Genomic DNA, 14532 nt, shown 5'->3' on the forward strand with positions numbered 1-14532 from the left:
TGCCGGATCTAGTCGCCGGTCTGGCCGTCGAGCATCTCGCGCAGGATGTCCAGGTGGCCGTTGTGGCGGGCTGTCTCCTCGGTGAGGTGGAGGAGGATCCAGCGCAGGTCGACATGGAGACCGTCGCGGACGGCTCCCTTGGCCTGGGTGTCCAGGCTGTTCCCGGCGACCAGTTCGCGGTAACGGGCGCTCTGTTCGGCGTATTCGTCGAGCAACTGCGTGAGCGGGAAGTCGACGGCGATACGCATCTCGCGGTCGGGGTCCTCATCGGTCCAGGGGCCCTGGTCTTCCTCGCCGAGGAAGACCACCTGGAACCAGTAGTACTCGACCCAGCGGAGATGGTTGATCAATCCGCTCATGGTCATCAGCGGTGAGCCCGGCAGGAGCGCCTTGCGGGCGTTCTCCACCGAGACGCCATCGCACTTGGCGCGGGCGGTGTCACGTGCGTAGTCGAGAAACGTGGTGAGCTGGGTGCGCTCGTCCCACGCGGGCGGCGTGTCGTCGATTCTGGTCATCGCGCGAAGCGTCCCCGATCACGCGACCGATGTCGAAGTATTTTTCGACGGGCCCAACCTGTTCCACCTAGCTCCTTGTCCGGCGGGTCGCTACAGCGATTCAGCGCCGGTGGGCCGCCCGGCATGATCCGCCGGACAGGCCCTAGGCTCGCGCCATGTCTATCGATCTCGGTTTCACATGCTCCTCCTGCGGCGAACAGCACGCAGACCTTCCCATGGCCTACTCTGCCATGGCTCCTGACGACTGGGACCCCAGCTTCGAAAGTGATCCGGACAGCATGTTGTCGTCCGACCAGTGTGTGATCAAGGGCCAGCACTTCTTCGTCAGAGGGATGATCGAGATACCGGTGATCGGCAGCCAGGACGTCTTCTCGTGGGGCGTCTGGGTCTCTCTGAGCAGGGACAATTTCGCCCGTGCTCTCGAGGTGTGGAACACGGAGGGCCGTGAAGCCGAGAAGCCGTACTTCGGCTGGCTCAGCACCGAGCTCGCGCTCTACTCCGAGAGCACCACCAACCTCAAGACCAACGCCCACACGCGACCGGTGGGCAAGCGCCCTTCCATCGAGCTGGAGCCCAACGAGCACCCGCTCGCCGTCGAACAGCGCACCGGGATCACGCAGGACCGTGTGCGTGAGATCGCCGTGGCGGTGCTGCATCCGGCCTGAGTCACCTCATGTCGTCGTCGGAACACCGGTCGTAGGCGGGTGGGCCCTTCCCCGACGGGTGCCGGGGGATATCCCCCCTTCCGATCCTGGGGTGCATCGGATGGTCTCCGCCCGTCGGGCGGACCTAGCGTTCCGCCATGACTTCGACTTCACGCTCGCGCCTCTCCGTGGTACTGGCCACGGCCACCGCCTGCTGCTCGCCGCCACGGCGGCGAGCGCCGTGGCCCGACCCCCGGGTTCCTCCGCCGCAGACCAGTTACGCCGGGACACCGAGGCGATCCACGCCCTCGGTGTCAGCGGCGTGCAGGCCCGCACGGTCGCACCAGGCGGTCGGCAGTCGGTCGCCACGAGCGGCACGGCCGACCTGCGCACCGGCCGCCCGGTCTCGTCCAACGGGTACTTCCGCATGGCCAGCACGTCCAAGACGATGGTCGCCACCGTGGTCCTCCAACTGGAGGCGGAGGGCAGGCTCTCCCTGGACGACACCGTCGACCGCCGACTGCCAGGAGTGGTGCGGGGGAACGGCAACGACGGCAGCCGGATCACCCTCCGCCAACTGCTCCAGCACACCAGCGGCATCCACGACGACCTGCCCGGATACACCACACCGGAGGAATACCGGCAGCAGCGCCACGACGTCCACAGCCCCGAGCAGCTGGTTGCCCGAGCCATGGCCCACGCGCCGAACTTCCCGCCCGGTGAGGGCTGGGAGTACTCCAACACCGGCTACGTCCTGCTGGACATGATCATCCGGATGGCCACCGGTCAACCAGCCCACCGGGAGATCGAAGACCGCATCCTGCGCCCGCTCGGCCTCGACCAGACCCGGTGGATGGGCACCTCGCCCACCCTGCCCCGTCCGCACGCCCGGGCGTACCAGCTCTTCGGCCCCGGTTCCGTGGTGGACGTCACCGAACAGATACCGGTGGACCACCAGAACCTTTCGTGGGTCACGACCACACCGGACGAGAACGACTTCTTCCGCGCCCTGCTCGGGGGCCGCCTGCTGCCGAAGGGTCAACTGGCCAAGATGAAGCAGACCGTCCCCGTGAGCGCGGAGGTCCAACAGCTGTGGCCCGGCGGCCGATACGGGCTCGGCCTGGTTGAACGCCCCCTGACCTGCGGGGGAACCTACTGGAGCCACGAGGGCGGCGACGGCGGCTACATCACCCACAACGGCGTCACCGACGACGGCAAGCGAAGCGCCGTCGTCTCCATGTCCGAGGCACGCGGCGACACCCCGGAGCACATACTGGCCCAGGAGGGCGCGGCCGGCACCCTGATCGACAACGCGTTGTGCGCCGGGGGCCGCGGCACCTCGTGAGCGAAGGCGTCCCCCGAGTCGGCCATGGCGGCCCCTTGGAGGCGCGTAGCGGTCGGCGGTCCCGTCGGGGCCAGGTGATCCATGGGGTCGGGGTCGAGGGGGGCAGGGCGGGATCACCTGGTGGACGATCCGGCGGGCAGTGGAGGGACCACGACCACTTGGACGGAATGGTGACTTCACGTCCTGGGTCCGTAACGGTCCCACGGGAAGGGGATTCCAGCGATTCCGCCGGGCACAACCGAATGGTCGACCACACGTTTCGAGCCAGGTGAAGGCACACGGGGGCTACCATGCGCACTGCCCGCAAGAGCTGGAAGACCTACGCCCTTGGGGTCCCGGCCATCGCCGCGCTCCTCTCGTCCACGGCCTGCCAGTCCGGCGGCGCGGACGACGGCAAGAGCCCCACCGCCTCCGGCAGCCCGAGTGCGACCGGCGTCCCCACGCCCTCCGGTACGCCGAGCACGGCCGGCACCGCCCAGCCCGGTGGCGGCGGTACGACCGGCCCCTCGCAGAGCCCGGGTGGCGGCTCGGCCGGCCCCGGCGGCGGTGACACCACCATCGCGGCCTGCAATGACAACGACCTCTCGATCGACACGTCGGGGTGGCGACAGGATTCGGGCCAGCACCTCCTCATCACGGCCACCAACTTCACCGACAGGGCCTGCACCCTCTACCACTACCCGTACGTCCGCTTCGGCACCGACATCGGAGCTCCGGTCAGTCCGATGGAGTCCGAGCCGCGGGCCATCGCCACGATCGGGCCGAAGGAGAAGGCGTATGCGGGCCTGTTCGTCTTCCGGGCCGGCCAGAAGACGACGAACGTCACATCGTTCTCCCTCGGCTACCAGGACCGCGCCCCCAACAGCAACACGGATGTGGCACCGCTCGACATCAGGCTGTCGGACGAGGTCGAGTCCCTCACCGTCGGCCCCACGCCCCGGGTCACGTACTGGAACACCGATCTCCGCGCGGTCGAGGACTTCCTGTTCAGGTCGGGCAACAGCTAGGAGCTCCCTCATCGGGGGCCGGGCGCTGCCGCTGGGCCGAGCAACCGGGGGGAAGCACAACGGCGGTGGAGCCGCGGTTCGATTTCGGGTGTGAGACTTGTGACTCATCACATACGAGTCCGACCTGCGCCTGCTCGCCGGGCTCCGCGTGGCCGGGCTCCTGGTCGGAGGACATTTTCGTGGCGAGGGGCAGGCAGCTGGCCGTGGTCACGAACGGCGAACGCGCGATGGTGGTCCTGACGGATACCGATGGCAGCCCCTGGGAGCACCTCGTCGATCCGCACGCCGACAGCAGCTCTGGGCGCTATCCACTGTCCAACGGGCAGATCGACACATACGCCGACCGTGACACCGTCACCTTCGACCTTGCGTGCCGTGCCGTCGCGCACTTCATCACCCACGCAACCTGGCCCGCCGACGTGAGCATCGAGGACGACCGCAGCTCCTGACCCGGCGCGCCGGGTTCCGATCGGGGGCCGGCGGTCGATACACAATCAGCCGGCGACCGGACCTGGGCCGAGCGTTCGCCGAGTGGATGGGCGGCGCCCTCCGGGGGCACCCTGCGGGTGTCACGTCCGTGACGGCCCCGGACTCCTCTCCAACCTCAGCTGCGGGGCCGAGCTCCCGTCCCGGGCTCTCCCGTGGAGCCAGATCGCGGAGTTCGCAGTGGACCTGCACGTCATGGTCGTGCTCGCCGTCGTCATCGTTGATGTCGAACTGTCGTGCTCGGCACGCAGGAAGACGAGGGCTTGCTCTCTCCGCGGTCCATTGCGCACGCCGGCCCTCCTCACTTCGTGAATCAGCACCTTGACGTCGTGGGGCGGGTCCGTCGGGGGCGGGGTCGCGGCGGATGCCTTCGGATTCGGCGAGCTCGTGGCGGACGGCGACCGCGTGTCACTGCGGTAGATGCCGGTGCGGCGGCCGAGTCCGGCCTGGCCGGCCGCGCCGGCCTCGGCGAGGGCGACCAGTGCGGCGAAGTGTCCCTTGTGCGCGCCCTCGGCGGCCAGACACTCGCCGACGAGGCGGTCAGCGACGGCCACAGACACCGGCGTGCAGCCGGGCCGGTGGGGGGCGCGTTCGGGAGGCGGGAGGCGGGGTCGGGTTTATGGCGGCCTCCCCCTCCCCCCTTGCGTTAGTGCTACCAACGATCTAGCCGCGTTAGTGGCACGAACGTTTGGGCTGCGAATGAATCTTCCTGGAGGGAAGAACCGTGATCAAGCCGTTCCGCATCGACATCCCCCAGACCGACCTCGACGACCTGGCCGACCGTCTCTCCCGCACCCGTTGGCCCAACGAGGTCGCCGACGCCGGGTGGGACTACGGCTTCCCGCTGGCGCGGCTGAAGGAGCTGGCCGCGTACTGGCGCACCGGCTACGACTGGCGTGCGCACGAGGCCGAGCTCAACGGGCTGCCGCACTTCACCACCGAAATCGACGGCCAGAAAATCCACTTCGTCCACGTCCGGTCGGCGAAGCCGGACGCGCTCGCGCTGATCCTCACCCACGGCTGGCCCGGTTCGTTCCTGGAGTTCCTGGACGTGATCGAGCCGCTGTCGCGCGACTTCCACCTGGTGATTCCGTCCATCCCGGGTTACGGCTTCTCGGGGCCGACCCACCAGCGCGGCTGGGACAGCGTCCACGTCGCGCGGGCCTGGGCCGAGCTGATGCGCCGTCTCGGGTACGAGCGCTACGGTGCGCAGGGCGGCGACTTCGGCGCGGGCATCTCGACGGCGCTCGGCGCGGTGGCACCCGAGCAGGTGGTCGGGGTGCACCTCAACTACCTGCCGACGCGGCCGGACCCGGACGCCGACGTCGAACTGTCCGCAACGGATGAAGCCCGGCTGGACAAGGTCAGGCAGCTGATGGCGAACCGCCCGCCGTACCAGGCCCTGCAGGCCACCACCCCGCAGACCATCGGCTACGCGCTGACCGACTCTCCCGTCGGCCAACTGGCCTGGATCGCCGAGCGCTTCGCGCAGTGGACCGACCCCCGCTCGACGATCAGCGACGACCGGATGCTCACCGACGTCTCGCTGTACTGGCTGACCGCCACCGCCGCATCCTCGGCGCGGCTGCACCGCGAGACGCCGCGGCGGACCGAGCCGCGCCCGGTGCCGGTGGGCGTGGCGGTGTTCGCGCACGACATCACCCAGTCGGTGAGACCGCTGGCCGAGCGGTTGTACGACATCAGGCACTGGTCCGAGTTCGACCGCGGCGGGCACTTCGCCGCGATGGAGGTGCCGGAACTACTCGCCGAGGATGTCCGGGAGTTCTTCCTGACCAGCATCAAGGACGACGATCAGGTCGCCACCGGCTGAGACGCACCGCCGGCCGCCGCCGCGAACGGCCCGGCGCACAGGAGAACGCCCAGGCGGAAGACCCTGCCGAGCAGGCCGCTCGTATCCGCCGCTCGTTCCGGGCCGGGTCAGACGAGATCCGCGATGGTCGTCGCCCATGCGTGGGACATGGCCGTGCTGCCGTCCGCCCGCAGCGCCTCGAACGTGTAGAAGTACGTGTTCCCCTGCGCTGCCGTGTCGTCCGTGTAGTTCCTGGTCTCGGTCGGCAACAGCCCGGCGTGCAGCGGTTCGTACGCCTCGGTGGACGGGTTCCACCTGCTGACCCGATAGCCGACGATCGGGTCGCACAGCGAGGTGTCGTGGCATCCCCACGAAACGACGAGCCTGCTCGGTCCGGTGATCATCGTGGCGTAGGACCCGCCGTTGAGGAGCCCGGTGGTGACGACGGTCACGGACGGACGAGGTCCAGCTCGGTGGCCGTGACCGTGGCGACCGTCGGATCGTCGAGCCGCAGCCGGTTGTCCCAGCGGTCCTTGGCTATCACGGCGTAGACGTAGGTCTCGCCGTCGGGGATGGACGGGCAGAGCATCGCCTGCGGGTCGGACGTGCCTTCCGAACAGCTTTCGAGCCAGCGGACCGTGCCGTCGGGCTGACGTACTCCGCGCCAGGCGAAGTACGAGGCGATGTCGTCCTCTGCCGGAGCGTCCCAGCTCAGCAGCATGCCGTCGTTGCGTGGTGTGGCGCGCAGGCCGGTGACCGGGCCGGGGGCCACGCGGTCGCCGCTGCGGACGGTGACGGGGGCGGACAGCGCCGACTCGTTTCCGGCCGCGTCCACCGCGGTGACGGCGTACGTGTAGTGGGCGCCGGGGGTCATGCCCTGGTCGGCGCACATGCGGTCGTACGCGGAATCGGTGTTCACGCAGGACACGCGGGTTAGCGTGGCGGGGTCGAGGGTGGTGCCCGGAGAGCGGTACAGGCGGAAGTGGCCGCCGTTCACCCGGTCGTTGTCGAAGGAGTCCGGCATCTTCCAGGAGACCCGGGTCTCGGACGCCTGGACGTAGGTGGTCAGGTCCGTCGGGGCCTGCGGGGGCGTCCGGTCGACGCCGTCGCCGATCACGGTCGCGGAGAACGCCGACGGGTTGCCCTTCGCGTCGAGGGCTCGGACGCGGTAGTGGCGGGGGGCGTTGGCGGGCGTGAGGTGGTCGTCGTACGACGGCTGGGTGGTCGTGCCGAGCAGCGTGTACGGGCCGGCCGACTGCGCGGCCCCGTACACCTCGTACCGGGCGGCATCGGCCACGGGCTGCCAGCGCAGCAAGGTGGTGAACCTGTCGCCTGTGGCCGTCAGGCCGGCCGGGGCTGCCGGGCCGGTCCGGTCCAGGGAGGTCGCCGACACGTCGAGGCTGCCGCGGGACTCGCGGCCGCCCTTGTCGACGGTGCGGACCTCGTAGAAGAAGGTCTGGCCGGTGGCCGGCAGCGCGTCGGTGAAGGAGGGGGCGGTGAGCAGGGCGGAGCCGCTGGCCTTGGACCAGCTCGTGGTGGCGAGCCGACGGTACACGCGGTAGCCCGCGAGGTCCGTTTCCTTGCTCGCGGTCCAGCGCAGGGTGGCCTGGCCCGTCATCGCGTCGTACGTGGCGGACAGGCCGGCGGGCGTCGCCGGGACCGCCTCCACCCACCGGTCGAACAGGCGCCCGGCGGGCGGGCGGGCGCCACGCGGTGTGGCGGAGATCGTGGAGGGTGCGACGGAACCGGGGGTGTTGCCGGCGGTATCCGGGCTGTCGGTGACGTCGTCCGCGGAGAGCGTGACGGGCGGGGTGGCGGCGGTCGCCGGGGTGGCGACGAGGACGCTGCCGACCGTGGTGAGGAGGGCTGTCGTGGCCAGCGCGCTCAGCCGGGTACGCGAGTCGCAGACGAAGGGCCTTTCCAGGACCCCGGCGACATGCCGGGGCTGCTCCGTGAGGAGGTGAAGGTGGCGTGGGAGAGGGCGGCTACGGTCGGGCCCGTGGGGTCGATCCTCCGCCGGAGGGGACTTTACCTTCCGGCATGCGCATCCGAACAGCGGGTTTGGTGGAGGGGTGTTCCAGGGACTCCGGGGAAAGGGACCCACTCGGCCAAATCCCCGCAGACCAGATTCCCGGCGACCTCAGCCCTCCGGAGCCATGCGACCGGCGCGGGGAACACCCGGCCGCCGCAACCCTCACGAAGGGGAGCAATGAGCAACGACCTTCACCGGGACCGGGAGCAGTACCCGGGCCGGGACCGGCTGGTGCCCGCGAGGACCGAAGTCGCATCGAGTGGAGAAGGGATCCGGGTACCGGGTACCCGGTACGGGGAGTATGGGGTGCCGGTCCGCCGGTCCGCCGGTCCGCCGGTCCGCCGGTCCGCCGGTCCGGGGGCCCGCGGCAGGGCAAGGGCCGTCAGGTGCGCGTGCACACGTGGATCGACATGGATCCGGAGAGATCCATGTGGCGGATGCGCAGTTCGCTTCCGTTGTAGGCGGCTTCCAGCTTGCCGAACATGTCGTTGGCGCCCAGCGGGTACCAGGGCAGGGAGAGCGCGACCCGGTCGTCCACGGTGTCGGGGACGCGCTCGGCGAAGGACACGTCGAGTGCCCTCGCCCTCCCCCTTGGGGCCGGTGAGCACCTGGATGTCGAGGCGGCCTCGCTGGTGGCTCCACCGGCCGTTCCAGGTGCCGGCGGGACCCGACCAGACGATGCTCCAGGTGCCGTCGGCGCCGACGACCGCCTTGCCGTCGCTCTTGCGTCCGCCCTGGCCACCGGGGAGGGTCGACCGGATCGCCCAAGTGCCCTTCACGAATTCCGCGAAGGCGCGCCCCACGACACCGCTCGCAGCGGACGCGGAGGACGTGGGGGACGTGGCGGACGTGGGGCAGCCGGGGAGTGCGAGAGCGAAGGGGAAGGGGAACCGGACGGGGCAGGCGACGAGGACGGTGGGGCGGCCGGTTTGTCCTTGCCGGTGCAGGCGGCCAGCGGTGTGGCGCCGACCCCGACCGCCAGGTACCGCAAGGTGTTGCGCCGGCCGATGAGTCTCGTCGCCGTTCGGATCTCGCGTGTGTTCATCGGGTCCCCCGCCTCGGTGCATTTGGATCTTGAACCGAGTCTACGAGGTCACCGCCCCCGCCGGACGCCGAGCCGTGTCAGTGCGGCATGGCCGCATGCTCCGACTGAAGGGTGCGCAGGAGGTCGAAGGCAGGGCCGTCCACCGGGCGCTGGGTGTTGCCGAGGGCGATGACGGCAAGCCGCTTCTCCGGGTCGAAGCCGACGAAGGAGGAGAAGCCCCCGGTCCCTCCGTTGTGCCAGACCTGGAGGTGGGAGCCCTGCCGGGGGTGGAGGCGGTGAGCCATCCAGCCGAGGTGCACCCAGGCGAAGGGGCTCGTACGGTGCTCGACCGAACGGCTCAGGCGGATCGCCTCGGCGAGCTCTGCGGGACCGCCGTCCAGCTGGGCCCGTACGAAGGCCACCAGGTCGGTCGCGGTCGACCGCAGGCCGCCCGCTCCCACCAGGTCGGCGAGGTGCCACGGTGCGGCGGGGCGCCCGCGGCGGCCGTGACCCTGCGCGGAGCGTTCCGAGCGGGTGCCGTCCACCGTCACGACGGTGTCGGTCATGCCCAACGGGGCGCAGATCTCGCGGGTGATGAGGGCTTCGTACTCCGTGCCGGCCCGGCGGGCGAGGGCCAGCCCCAGCAGCCCGGCGCCGAGGTTGGAGTAGCGGAACCGTTTCCCCGGCGTGGTCCCCAGGCGCGTCCTGGCCAGCCCCGACAGCAGGACGTCGGCCGTGCAGTCGGCGTACGGATCCGGCTTCGACGGGCGCAGCAGAGCCTGGAGGAGCATGCCTCGAGGCAGTCGCGGCAGGCCGGAGGTGTGGGTGGCCAGATGCTGCAGGGTGATCTGACGGCCGTCCCGTGACGGTACGGCCGTCCCGTCGGGCAGCAGATCGCCGAGCGGCTCGTCCAGGCCCACCGTGCCGGCGGATGCCAGGCGCGCCAGGGCCAGGGCGGTGAACGACTTGGTCACCGAGCCGATCTCGAACAGGGTGTCGGGGCCGGGGGCACGGCCGTGGTCCGCGCCGGTGCTGCCGGCACCCCGGATCTCCACGGCGTCTTCCGCCACGACGGCCACTACGGCGCCGACGCGCTGCTCGGCCAGCCGGTCCGCGGTCTGCTGGGCGAGGGTTCCAAGTTCTTGTGCCATGACGGCCATCATGGCTGCGTCCTCGCGCTACTGGTGCGCCCTGATGATGATTTCCGGCCGTCGGCACTCCGACCTGAGCAGTACGACGAGGCGATGACGGTGGGTCACCCGCGGTCGGGACCACGTGGACGATCTGCCCCTCGGCGGGCCACTGGCCGCGGGCCAGTAGATCCTGATCAAGCGGTGCGAGATCCGATGAGCCAACGACGACCACGGCGCCGCAGCGGGATCCGGGACCGTCCGGCGCCCTCTGGTCCCGCCAAGCAGGCGAGCGGGCGAGCAGGCGAGCAGGCGAGCAGGCGAGCAGGCGAGCAGGCGGCGTCTGCGGGGTCTGCGCCGGGGTGAGTTTCGTGAGGATCAGCAGGGTGTCGACGAGGTCCTCGGCGGGGGCGCCGGTGGCCAGGCGGCGCAGTTGCTGTCCGAAGACGAGGGCGACGGCCGCGGCGGCCAGGCGTTCGGGGTCCGGCACGCCGAGTTGGGTCAGGATCCGGGTGGCCAGCAGGTCGTAGGCGGCGAAGCACTCGGCTGCGGCGGCACGCAGCCGTTCGTCGCGGCCGGCTTGGACGTACAGCTCGAAGGGCGCGATGTGGCGGCTGTCGAAGCCGTTGCCGCCCGCGACCTGCGCCACCACCTCGGCCGCCTGTCCGATGTCGAAGCGCTCGTCGGAGCATGCGTCGGCGAGCTGCGTGAAGTGCCGGGTCTCCTCGGCCACGAAGTGCAGCAGGCTCTCGCGCAGCAGCTCGTGCTGGGTGGCGAAGTGGTAGGTGACGGAACCGAGGGAGACTCCGGCCTCCTTCGCGATCCGCCGGTTGGTGACGGCGGCGATGCCGTCCTGCCCGATGATCCGCAGTACGGCGTCGATGATGCTCTGGCGGGTGTCGGAAGCATGGGGCATGGCGTCATTCTGCCCCATCGGCGGGTACGACTGCCCTGGCAGGGCTGGGGCGTTGGCGGCGGACGCGGTGTGGACAAGGGGCGGAGTCATCCCTACTGTTCGTTCGAACGAACAGCCGAAGGCCGCACCGGGAGTTGTCATGGACATATCTGGATCGAACGTTCTCCTCACCGGGGCAACCGGAGGCATCGGCTCCGCACTTGCCGCGCACCTGACCTTGCAGGGGGCCCGCCTCACCGTCACCGGACGGCGGGGAGGAGGCCCTCAAGGCCACCGCGGACGCCTGCGGCGCCCGCACCGTGGTCGCCGATCTGGCCGTCCGCGCCGATGTCGTCCGCCTCGCCGAGACCTGCGCCGAGGCGGACGTCCTCGTCGCGAACGCCGCGCTGCCCGCCAGCGGCGACCTTCTGGACTACACCGAGGAGCAGCTCGACCGCGCCCTCGACGTCAACCTTCGCGCGCCCATCCTGCTCACCCGGCTGCTCGCGGCGCACATGGCGGCCCGCGGCCGCACGGCCACATCGTGCTGGTCGGCTCCATTTCCGGCAAGGCGGCGACCAAGTCGACCTCCCTGTACAACGCGACGAAGTTCGGGCTGCGCGGATTCGCCCTCGCCCTGCGCCAGGAGCTCAGGGGCAAGGGGGTGGGAGTGTCCCTGGTCCAGCCCGGCTTCGTCCGCGACGCGCGGGATGTTCGCCGCTACCGGTGCCGCCACGCCGAACGGCATCAGGACCGTCACGCCCGACCAGGTCGCCGCCGGCGTCGTACGAGCCGTCCGCCGCGACAGGTGCGAGGTCAATGTCGCGCCACTGGAGCTGCGGCTGCTGAGCGCGATCGCCGGGCAGTTCCCCGGGTTCGCCGAGCGGGTCCAGGCCCGGGCGGACGTCGACGGCTCCGTGCGGCAGATCGTCGACGCCCAGCGATCGAGCCGTTAGGCGGGGCGAGCGCCGGTGCTCCCGCCGCCGGGCCACCGCCGGGCGACCGCCGGGCAGGAGCACCGCTCGCCCCGACTCCCCCACCCTCGTACGGATCCGCCCGCGCCCGCACGCCTCCGCACCCACGCGCCTTCGCACCCGCACCCCGCACGCCTTCCCTGCCACCTCACGTGAACGGAGAGCACGGCTGTGCCGAGTGAACACCTCCCCAAGGACGCGCCCGACCCCAACCCGCATGTCGAGCGCAGGTCCCTGCTCCGATTAGGGGCCCTGCTGGCCGCGGGCGGAGCCGCCGCGCTGGTTCCCGCACCGATCGCGCACGCCACGACGCGGGGCCAGGGGACCGACGCGGTGACCACCACCTACCGCGGCCACTCCCCCTACGGCAACGACCAGTGGGCGTACGTCGCCTTCGACGTCCCCGCCGGAGTGCAACGGATCTCCGTCTCCACCTCCCACGACGCCTCCGCCGGCATCCTGGATCTCGGCATCTTCGGCCCGTCCGGCTTCCGCGGCTGGTCGGGCGGCGAACGGTCCGGGTTCGCCCTCTCCGCGGCGGAAGCCACCCCCGGCTACGTGCCCGGGCCCGTCGAGCCCGGAAAGTGGTCCGTCATCCTCGGGCCGATGGTCGGCAGCGCCGCCGGAATGGCCTGGCAGGTCGACGTCACCCTGCACCACGGAGACCCGCTGCCCCAGGCCCCGTACGACGTCCTGCCGACCTCGGTGGCGGGGCGGGGGCCCGGCTGGTACCGGGGCGACCTGCACCTGCACAGCGTGCACTCCGACGGGAAGCGCACGGTGGACGAGATCGTGGCGGCCGCCCGCCAGGAGGGGCTGCACTTCATCGCCACGTCCGACCACAACACCAGCTCCACCGGCGTGACGTGGCGCGGCAACGTCCCGACCGACCTGCTGGTCATCAACGCCGAGGAGGTCACCACCCGCCACGGCCACTGGCTGGCCGTCGGCCTGCCGCAGGGCGAATGGGTCGACTGGCGCTACGGCCCCGCGAACCAGGGGGCCTTCGAGGGCCACGCCCGGCGCGTGCACAGTCTGGGCGGACTGACGATCGCCGCCCATCCGCTCACGCCGGCACCGGGATCCTTCTGGGAGTTCGGCCTCGACCGCGTGGACGCGCTGGAGGTGTGGAACGGACCGTGGACCCTGGACGACGCCGCCAACATCGCCGCCTGGCACGTCATGCTCTGCCTCGGCAAGCGGGTCGCCGCCGTCGGCAACAGCGACGCCCACAGCCACGGGGACGCCGTCGGCCGGCCGCACAACGTGGTGTACGCCTCCGGCCTGTCGACGCCCGCCGTGCTGGACGCACTGCGTCTGGGCCGGTCGTACGCCGTCGAATCCGCGGCCGTGACCGTGGACTTCACCGCGCGCGCCGGCGGAGCGGTCGCGGGGCCCGGCGAGGAACTGCCGCTGTCGTTCTTCGACGCCGTCGACGTGACCCTGAACGTGACGGGCGCCCCGGACAGCATCGCCACCCTGTACACCGAGTGGGGCATCATGGCCGCCACCTGCATCGACGGCAGCGGCAGCGGGCAGCTGCGCTGGCGCGGCTGGGGCAAGGCCTCCCTGTTCGCCCGGGCCGAGGTGCGCCGGCCCAAGCCCGCCTCCACCACGCTGGACCAACTGGTGGCCCTCACCAACCCGGTGTGGTTCTACTCCGCGCAACTGCCCCCGTACGACGTCGAACGGCGCGCGCTCTTCCACACCGAGCGCCGCCGCGACGGGTCGTGGAGCAGCATGCGCCCGCTGCCGGGCGCCACCGCCGGCGCCGCTTCGTTCACGGGGATCCAGAGCGCCGTGGCGGGCATGCCGGACGGCTCCGTCGTGGTGCTGGGCATCGCGCCCGACAACGGCCTGTGGCTGACCACCGTACGGGGTGCGGTCACGCTCCAGCCCTGGCAGCGGGTCGCGGGACCGGACGGCTCGGCCGGCTTCACCGTCCGGGAGGCGGACGTCGCGGCCTTTCCCGACGGCACCTGCCAGATCGTGGTGACGGCCATGGACGGCACCGCCTTCCACCAGCAGCGCCGCGCGGACGGCGGGCTGCAGGGGTTCCGACCCCTGTCCGGCTTCACCTCGAAGAGCCGCTGGGGTGCGACGAAGGTGTCGATCACCGCCATGCCCGACGGGTCCGCCCAACTGCTCAGTTACGGCACGGACGGTGCCATGTACCACTGTGCTCGCGGGCGGGACGGTGCGTGGACGCCCTGGGGACGCCTGGCCGGCTACAACGGGGCCCCGACGTTCTCGGGTCCTGCCCTGGCGATCACCGGGATGCCCGACGGTTCCTCCCAGGTCCTCGCGATCGGGCTCGACGGGCTGGTGTACCACCAGCTGCGGCGGCCGGACGGTTCCTGGACCGGCTTCCGGCCCCCGCGGGGCGTCACCACCGCCACCATGGGGGCCAGCGCCATCGGCATCACGGGGACGCCCGACGGCTCCGCCCAGGTCGTGGCGGTCGGGCTCGACGGACGGCTCTGGCACAACGTCAGGAAGCCGGACGGCTCGTGGACGCCGTTCGCCCGGATACCCGGCCCGAACGGGAAGGACCCCTTCCCCGCGGGGCAGGTCCGCATCACCGCCCTGCACGACGGCACCACGCACCTGGCGGCCATCAGCGCCGGCTAGGCGTGTCTTTCGGACCCTGCCGTCGATCGGATCGGCGAG

Annotated in this window: 11 protein-coding genes and 2 pseudogenes; 7 read left to right on the forward strand and 6 right to left on the reverse strand. The window is 71.1% G+C overall.

All coding sequences use genetic code 11. The annotated features are described in order from the left end of the window. Positions 1–8: 8 nt before the first annotated feature. Positions 9–515 carry a DinB family protein gene (locus OG534_RS00260; RefSeq protein ID WP_326586043.1) on the reverse strand — a complete coding sequence of 169 codons (507 nt, stop codon included), beginning with the start codon at positions 513–515 and terminating at the stop codon, positions 9–11. A gap of 155 nt (positions 516–670) precedes the next feature. Here OG534_RS00260 and OG534_RS00265 point away from each other — a divergent pair, with 155 nt between their 5' ends. From OG534_RS00265 to OG534_RS00285, 5 genes are all read left to right on the forward strand, one after another. Continuing rightward, a complete protein-coding gene (locus OG534_RS00265; RefSeq protein ID WP_326586044.1) occupies positions 671–1180 on the forward strand; it encodes a DUF2199 domain-containing protein in 510 nt (169 codons plus the stop codon). 100 nt (positions 1181–1280) lie between these two features. Continuing rightward, complete coding sequence (locus tag OG534_RS00270) at positions 1281–2504, forward strand: serine hydrolase domain-containing protein (protein WP_326586045.1); 1224 nt, start codon at positions 1281–1283, stop codon at positions 2502–2504. Positions 2505–2794: 290 nt separating this feature from the next. Further along, positions 2795–3511, forward strand: coding sequence for a DUF4232 domain-containing protein (locus tag OG534_RS00275; RefSeq protein WP_326586046.1), 717 nt, complete (start codon positions 2795–2797; stop codon positions 3509–3511). 179 nt (positions 3512–3690) lie between these two features. After that, positions 3691–3960, forward strand: a complete 270-nt coding sequence (locus tag OG534_RS00280) for a hypothetical protein (RefSeq protein WP_326586047.1) — start codon at positions 3691–3693, stop codon at positions 3958–3960. Between the two features lie 761 nt (positions 3961–4721). After that, positions 4722–5828 (forward strand): epoxide hydrolase family protein, encoded by a 1107-nt coding sequence (locus OG534_RS00285; RefSeq protein ID WP_326586048.1) that lies wholly within the window; start codon positions 4722–4724, stop codon positions 5826–5828. A 107-nt stretch (positions 5829–5935) separates the two neighbouring features. Here OG534_RS00285 and OG534_RS00290 read toward each other — a convergent pair whose 3' ends face one another. The 5 genes and pseudogenes from OG534_RS00290 to OG534_RS00310 form a co-directional block, all read right to left on the reverse strand. Beyond that, positions 5936–6259 carry a hypothetical protein gene (locus tag OG534_RS00290; protein WP_326586049.1) on the reverse strand — a complete coding sequence of 108 codons (324 nt, stop codon included), beginning with the start codon at positions 6257–6259 and terminating at the stop codon, positions 5936–5938. Then, on the reverse strand, positions 6256–7476 hold the full coding sequence (locus tag OG534_RS00295; RefSeq protein WP_326586050.1) for a fibronectin type III domain-containing protein: 1221 nt from the start codon (positions 7474–7476) through the stop codon (positions 6256–6258). Before OG534_RS00295 ends, OG534_RS00290 begins: the two co-directional genes overlap by 4 nt. Before the next feature lie 745 nt (positions 7477–8221). Then, positions 8222–8407 (reverse strand): hypothetical protein, encoded by a 186-nt coding sequence (locus tag OG534_RS00300; protein WP_326586051.1) that lies wholly within the window; start codon positions 8405–8407, stop codon positions 8222–8224. A 554-nt stretch (positions 8408–8961) separates the two neighbouring features. Continuing rightward, positions 8962–10014: a serine hydrolase domain-containing protein gene (locus OG534_RS00305; RefSeq protein WP_326586052.1), complete on the reverse strand. Its 1053-nt coding sequence runs from the start codon at positions 10012–10014 to the stop codon at positions 8962–8964. A gap of 325 nt (positions 10015–10339) precedes the next feature. Further along, a pseudogene (locus OG534_RS00310) lies at positions 10340–10909 on the reverse strand (TetR/AcrR family transcriptional regulator); the annotation flags it as partial. Positions 10910–11048: 139 nt separating this feature from the next. Here OG534_RS00310 and OG534_RS00315 point away from each other — a divergent pair. Further along, positions 11049–11844, forward strand: a pseudogene (locus tag OG534_RS00315) (SDR family NAD(P)-dependent oxidoreductase). 189 nt (positions 11845–12033) lie between these two features. Then, the gene (locus OG534_RS00320) at positions 12034–14493 is read left to right on the forward strand and encodes a CehA/McbA family metallohydrolase (protein ID WP_326586053.1); all 2460 of its coding nucleotides are present in this window, start codon (positions 12034–12036) and stop codon (positions 14491–14493) included. Positions 14494–14532: the final 39 nt, after the last annotated feature.

This window comes from Streptomyces sp. NBC_01294 (assembly GCF_035917235.1).
Classification (GTDB): Bacteria; Actinomycetota; Actinomycetes; order Streptomycetales; family Streptomycetaceae; genus Streptomyces; species Streptomyces caledonius.

What these genes read in the sequence shown, in the direction of transcription:
- OG534_RS00260 (WP_326586043.1), bottom strand. Translation starts at nt 515, where the DNA reads ATGACCAGAATCGACGACACGCCGCCCGCGTGGGACGAGCGCACCCAG.
- OG534_RS00265 (WP_326586044.1), top strand. Translation starts at nt 671, where the DNA reads ATGTCTATCGATCTCGGTTTCACATGCTCCTCCTGCGGCGAACAGCAC.
- OG534_RS00270 (WP_326586045.1), top strand. Translation starts at nt 1,281, where the DNA reads ATGGTCTCCGCCCGTCGGGCGGACCTAGCGTTCCGCCATGACTTCGAC.
- OG534_RS00275 (WP_326586046.1), top strand. Translation starts at nt 2,795, where the DNA reads ATGCGCACTGCCCGCAAGAGCTGGAAGACCTACGCCCTTGGGGTCCCG.
- OG534_RS00305 (WP_326586052.1), bottom strand. Translation starts at nt 10,014, where the DNA reads ATGGCACAAGAACTTGGAACCCTCGCCCAGCAGACCGCGGACCGGCTG.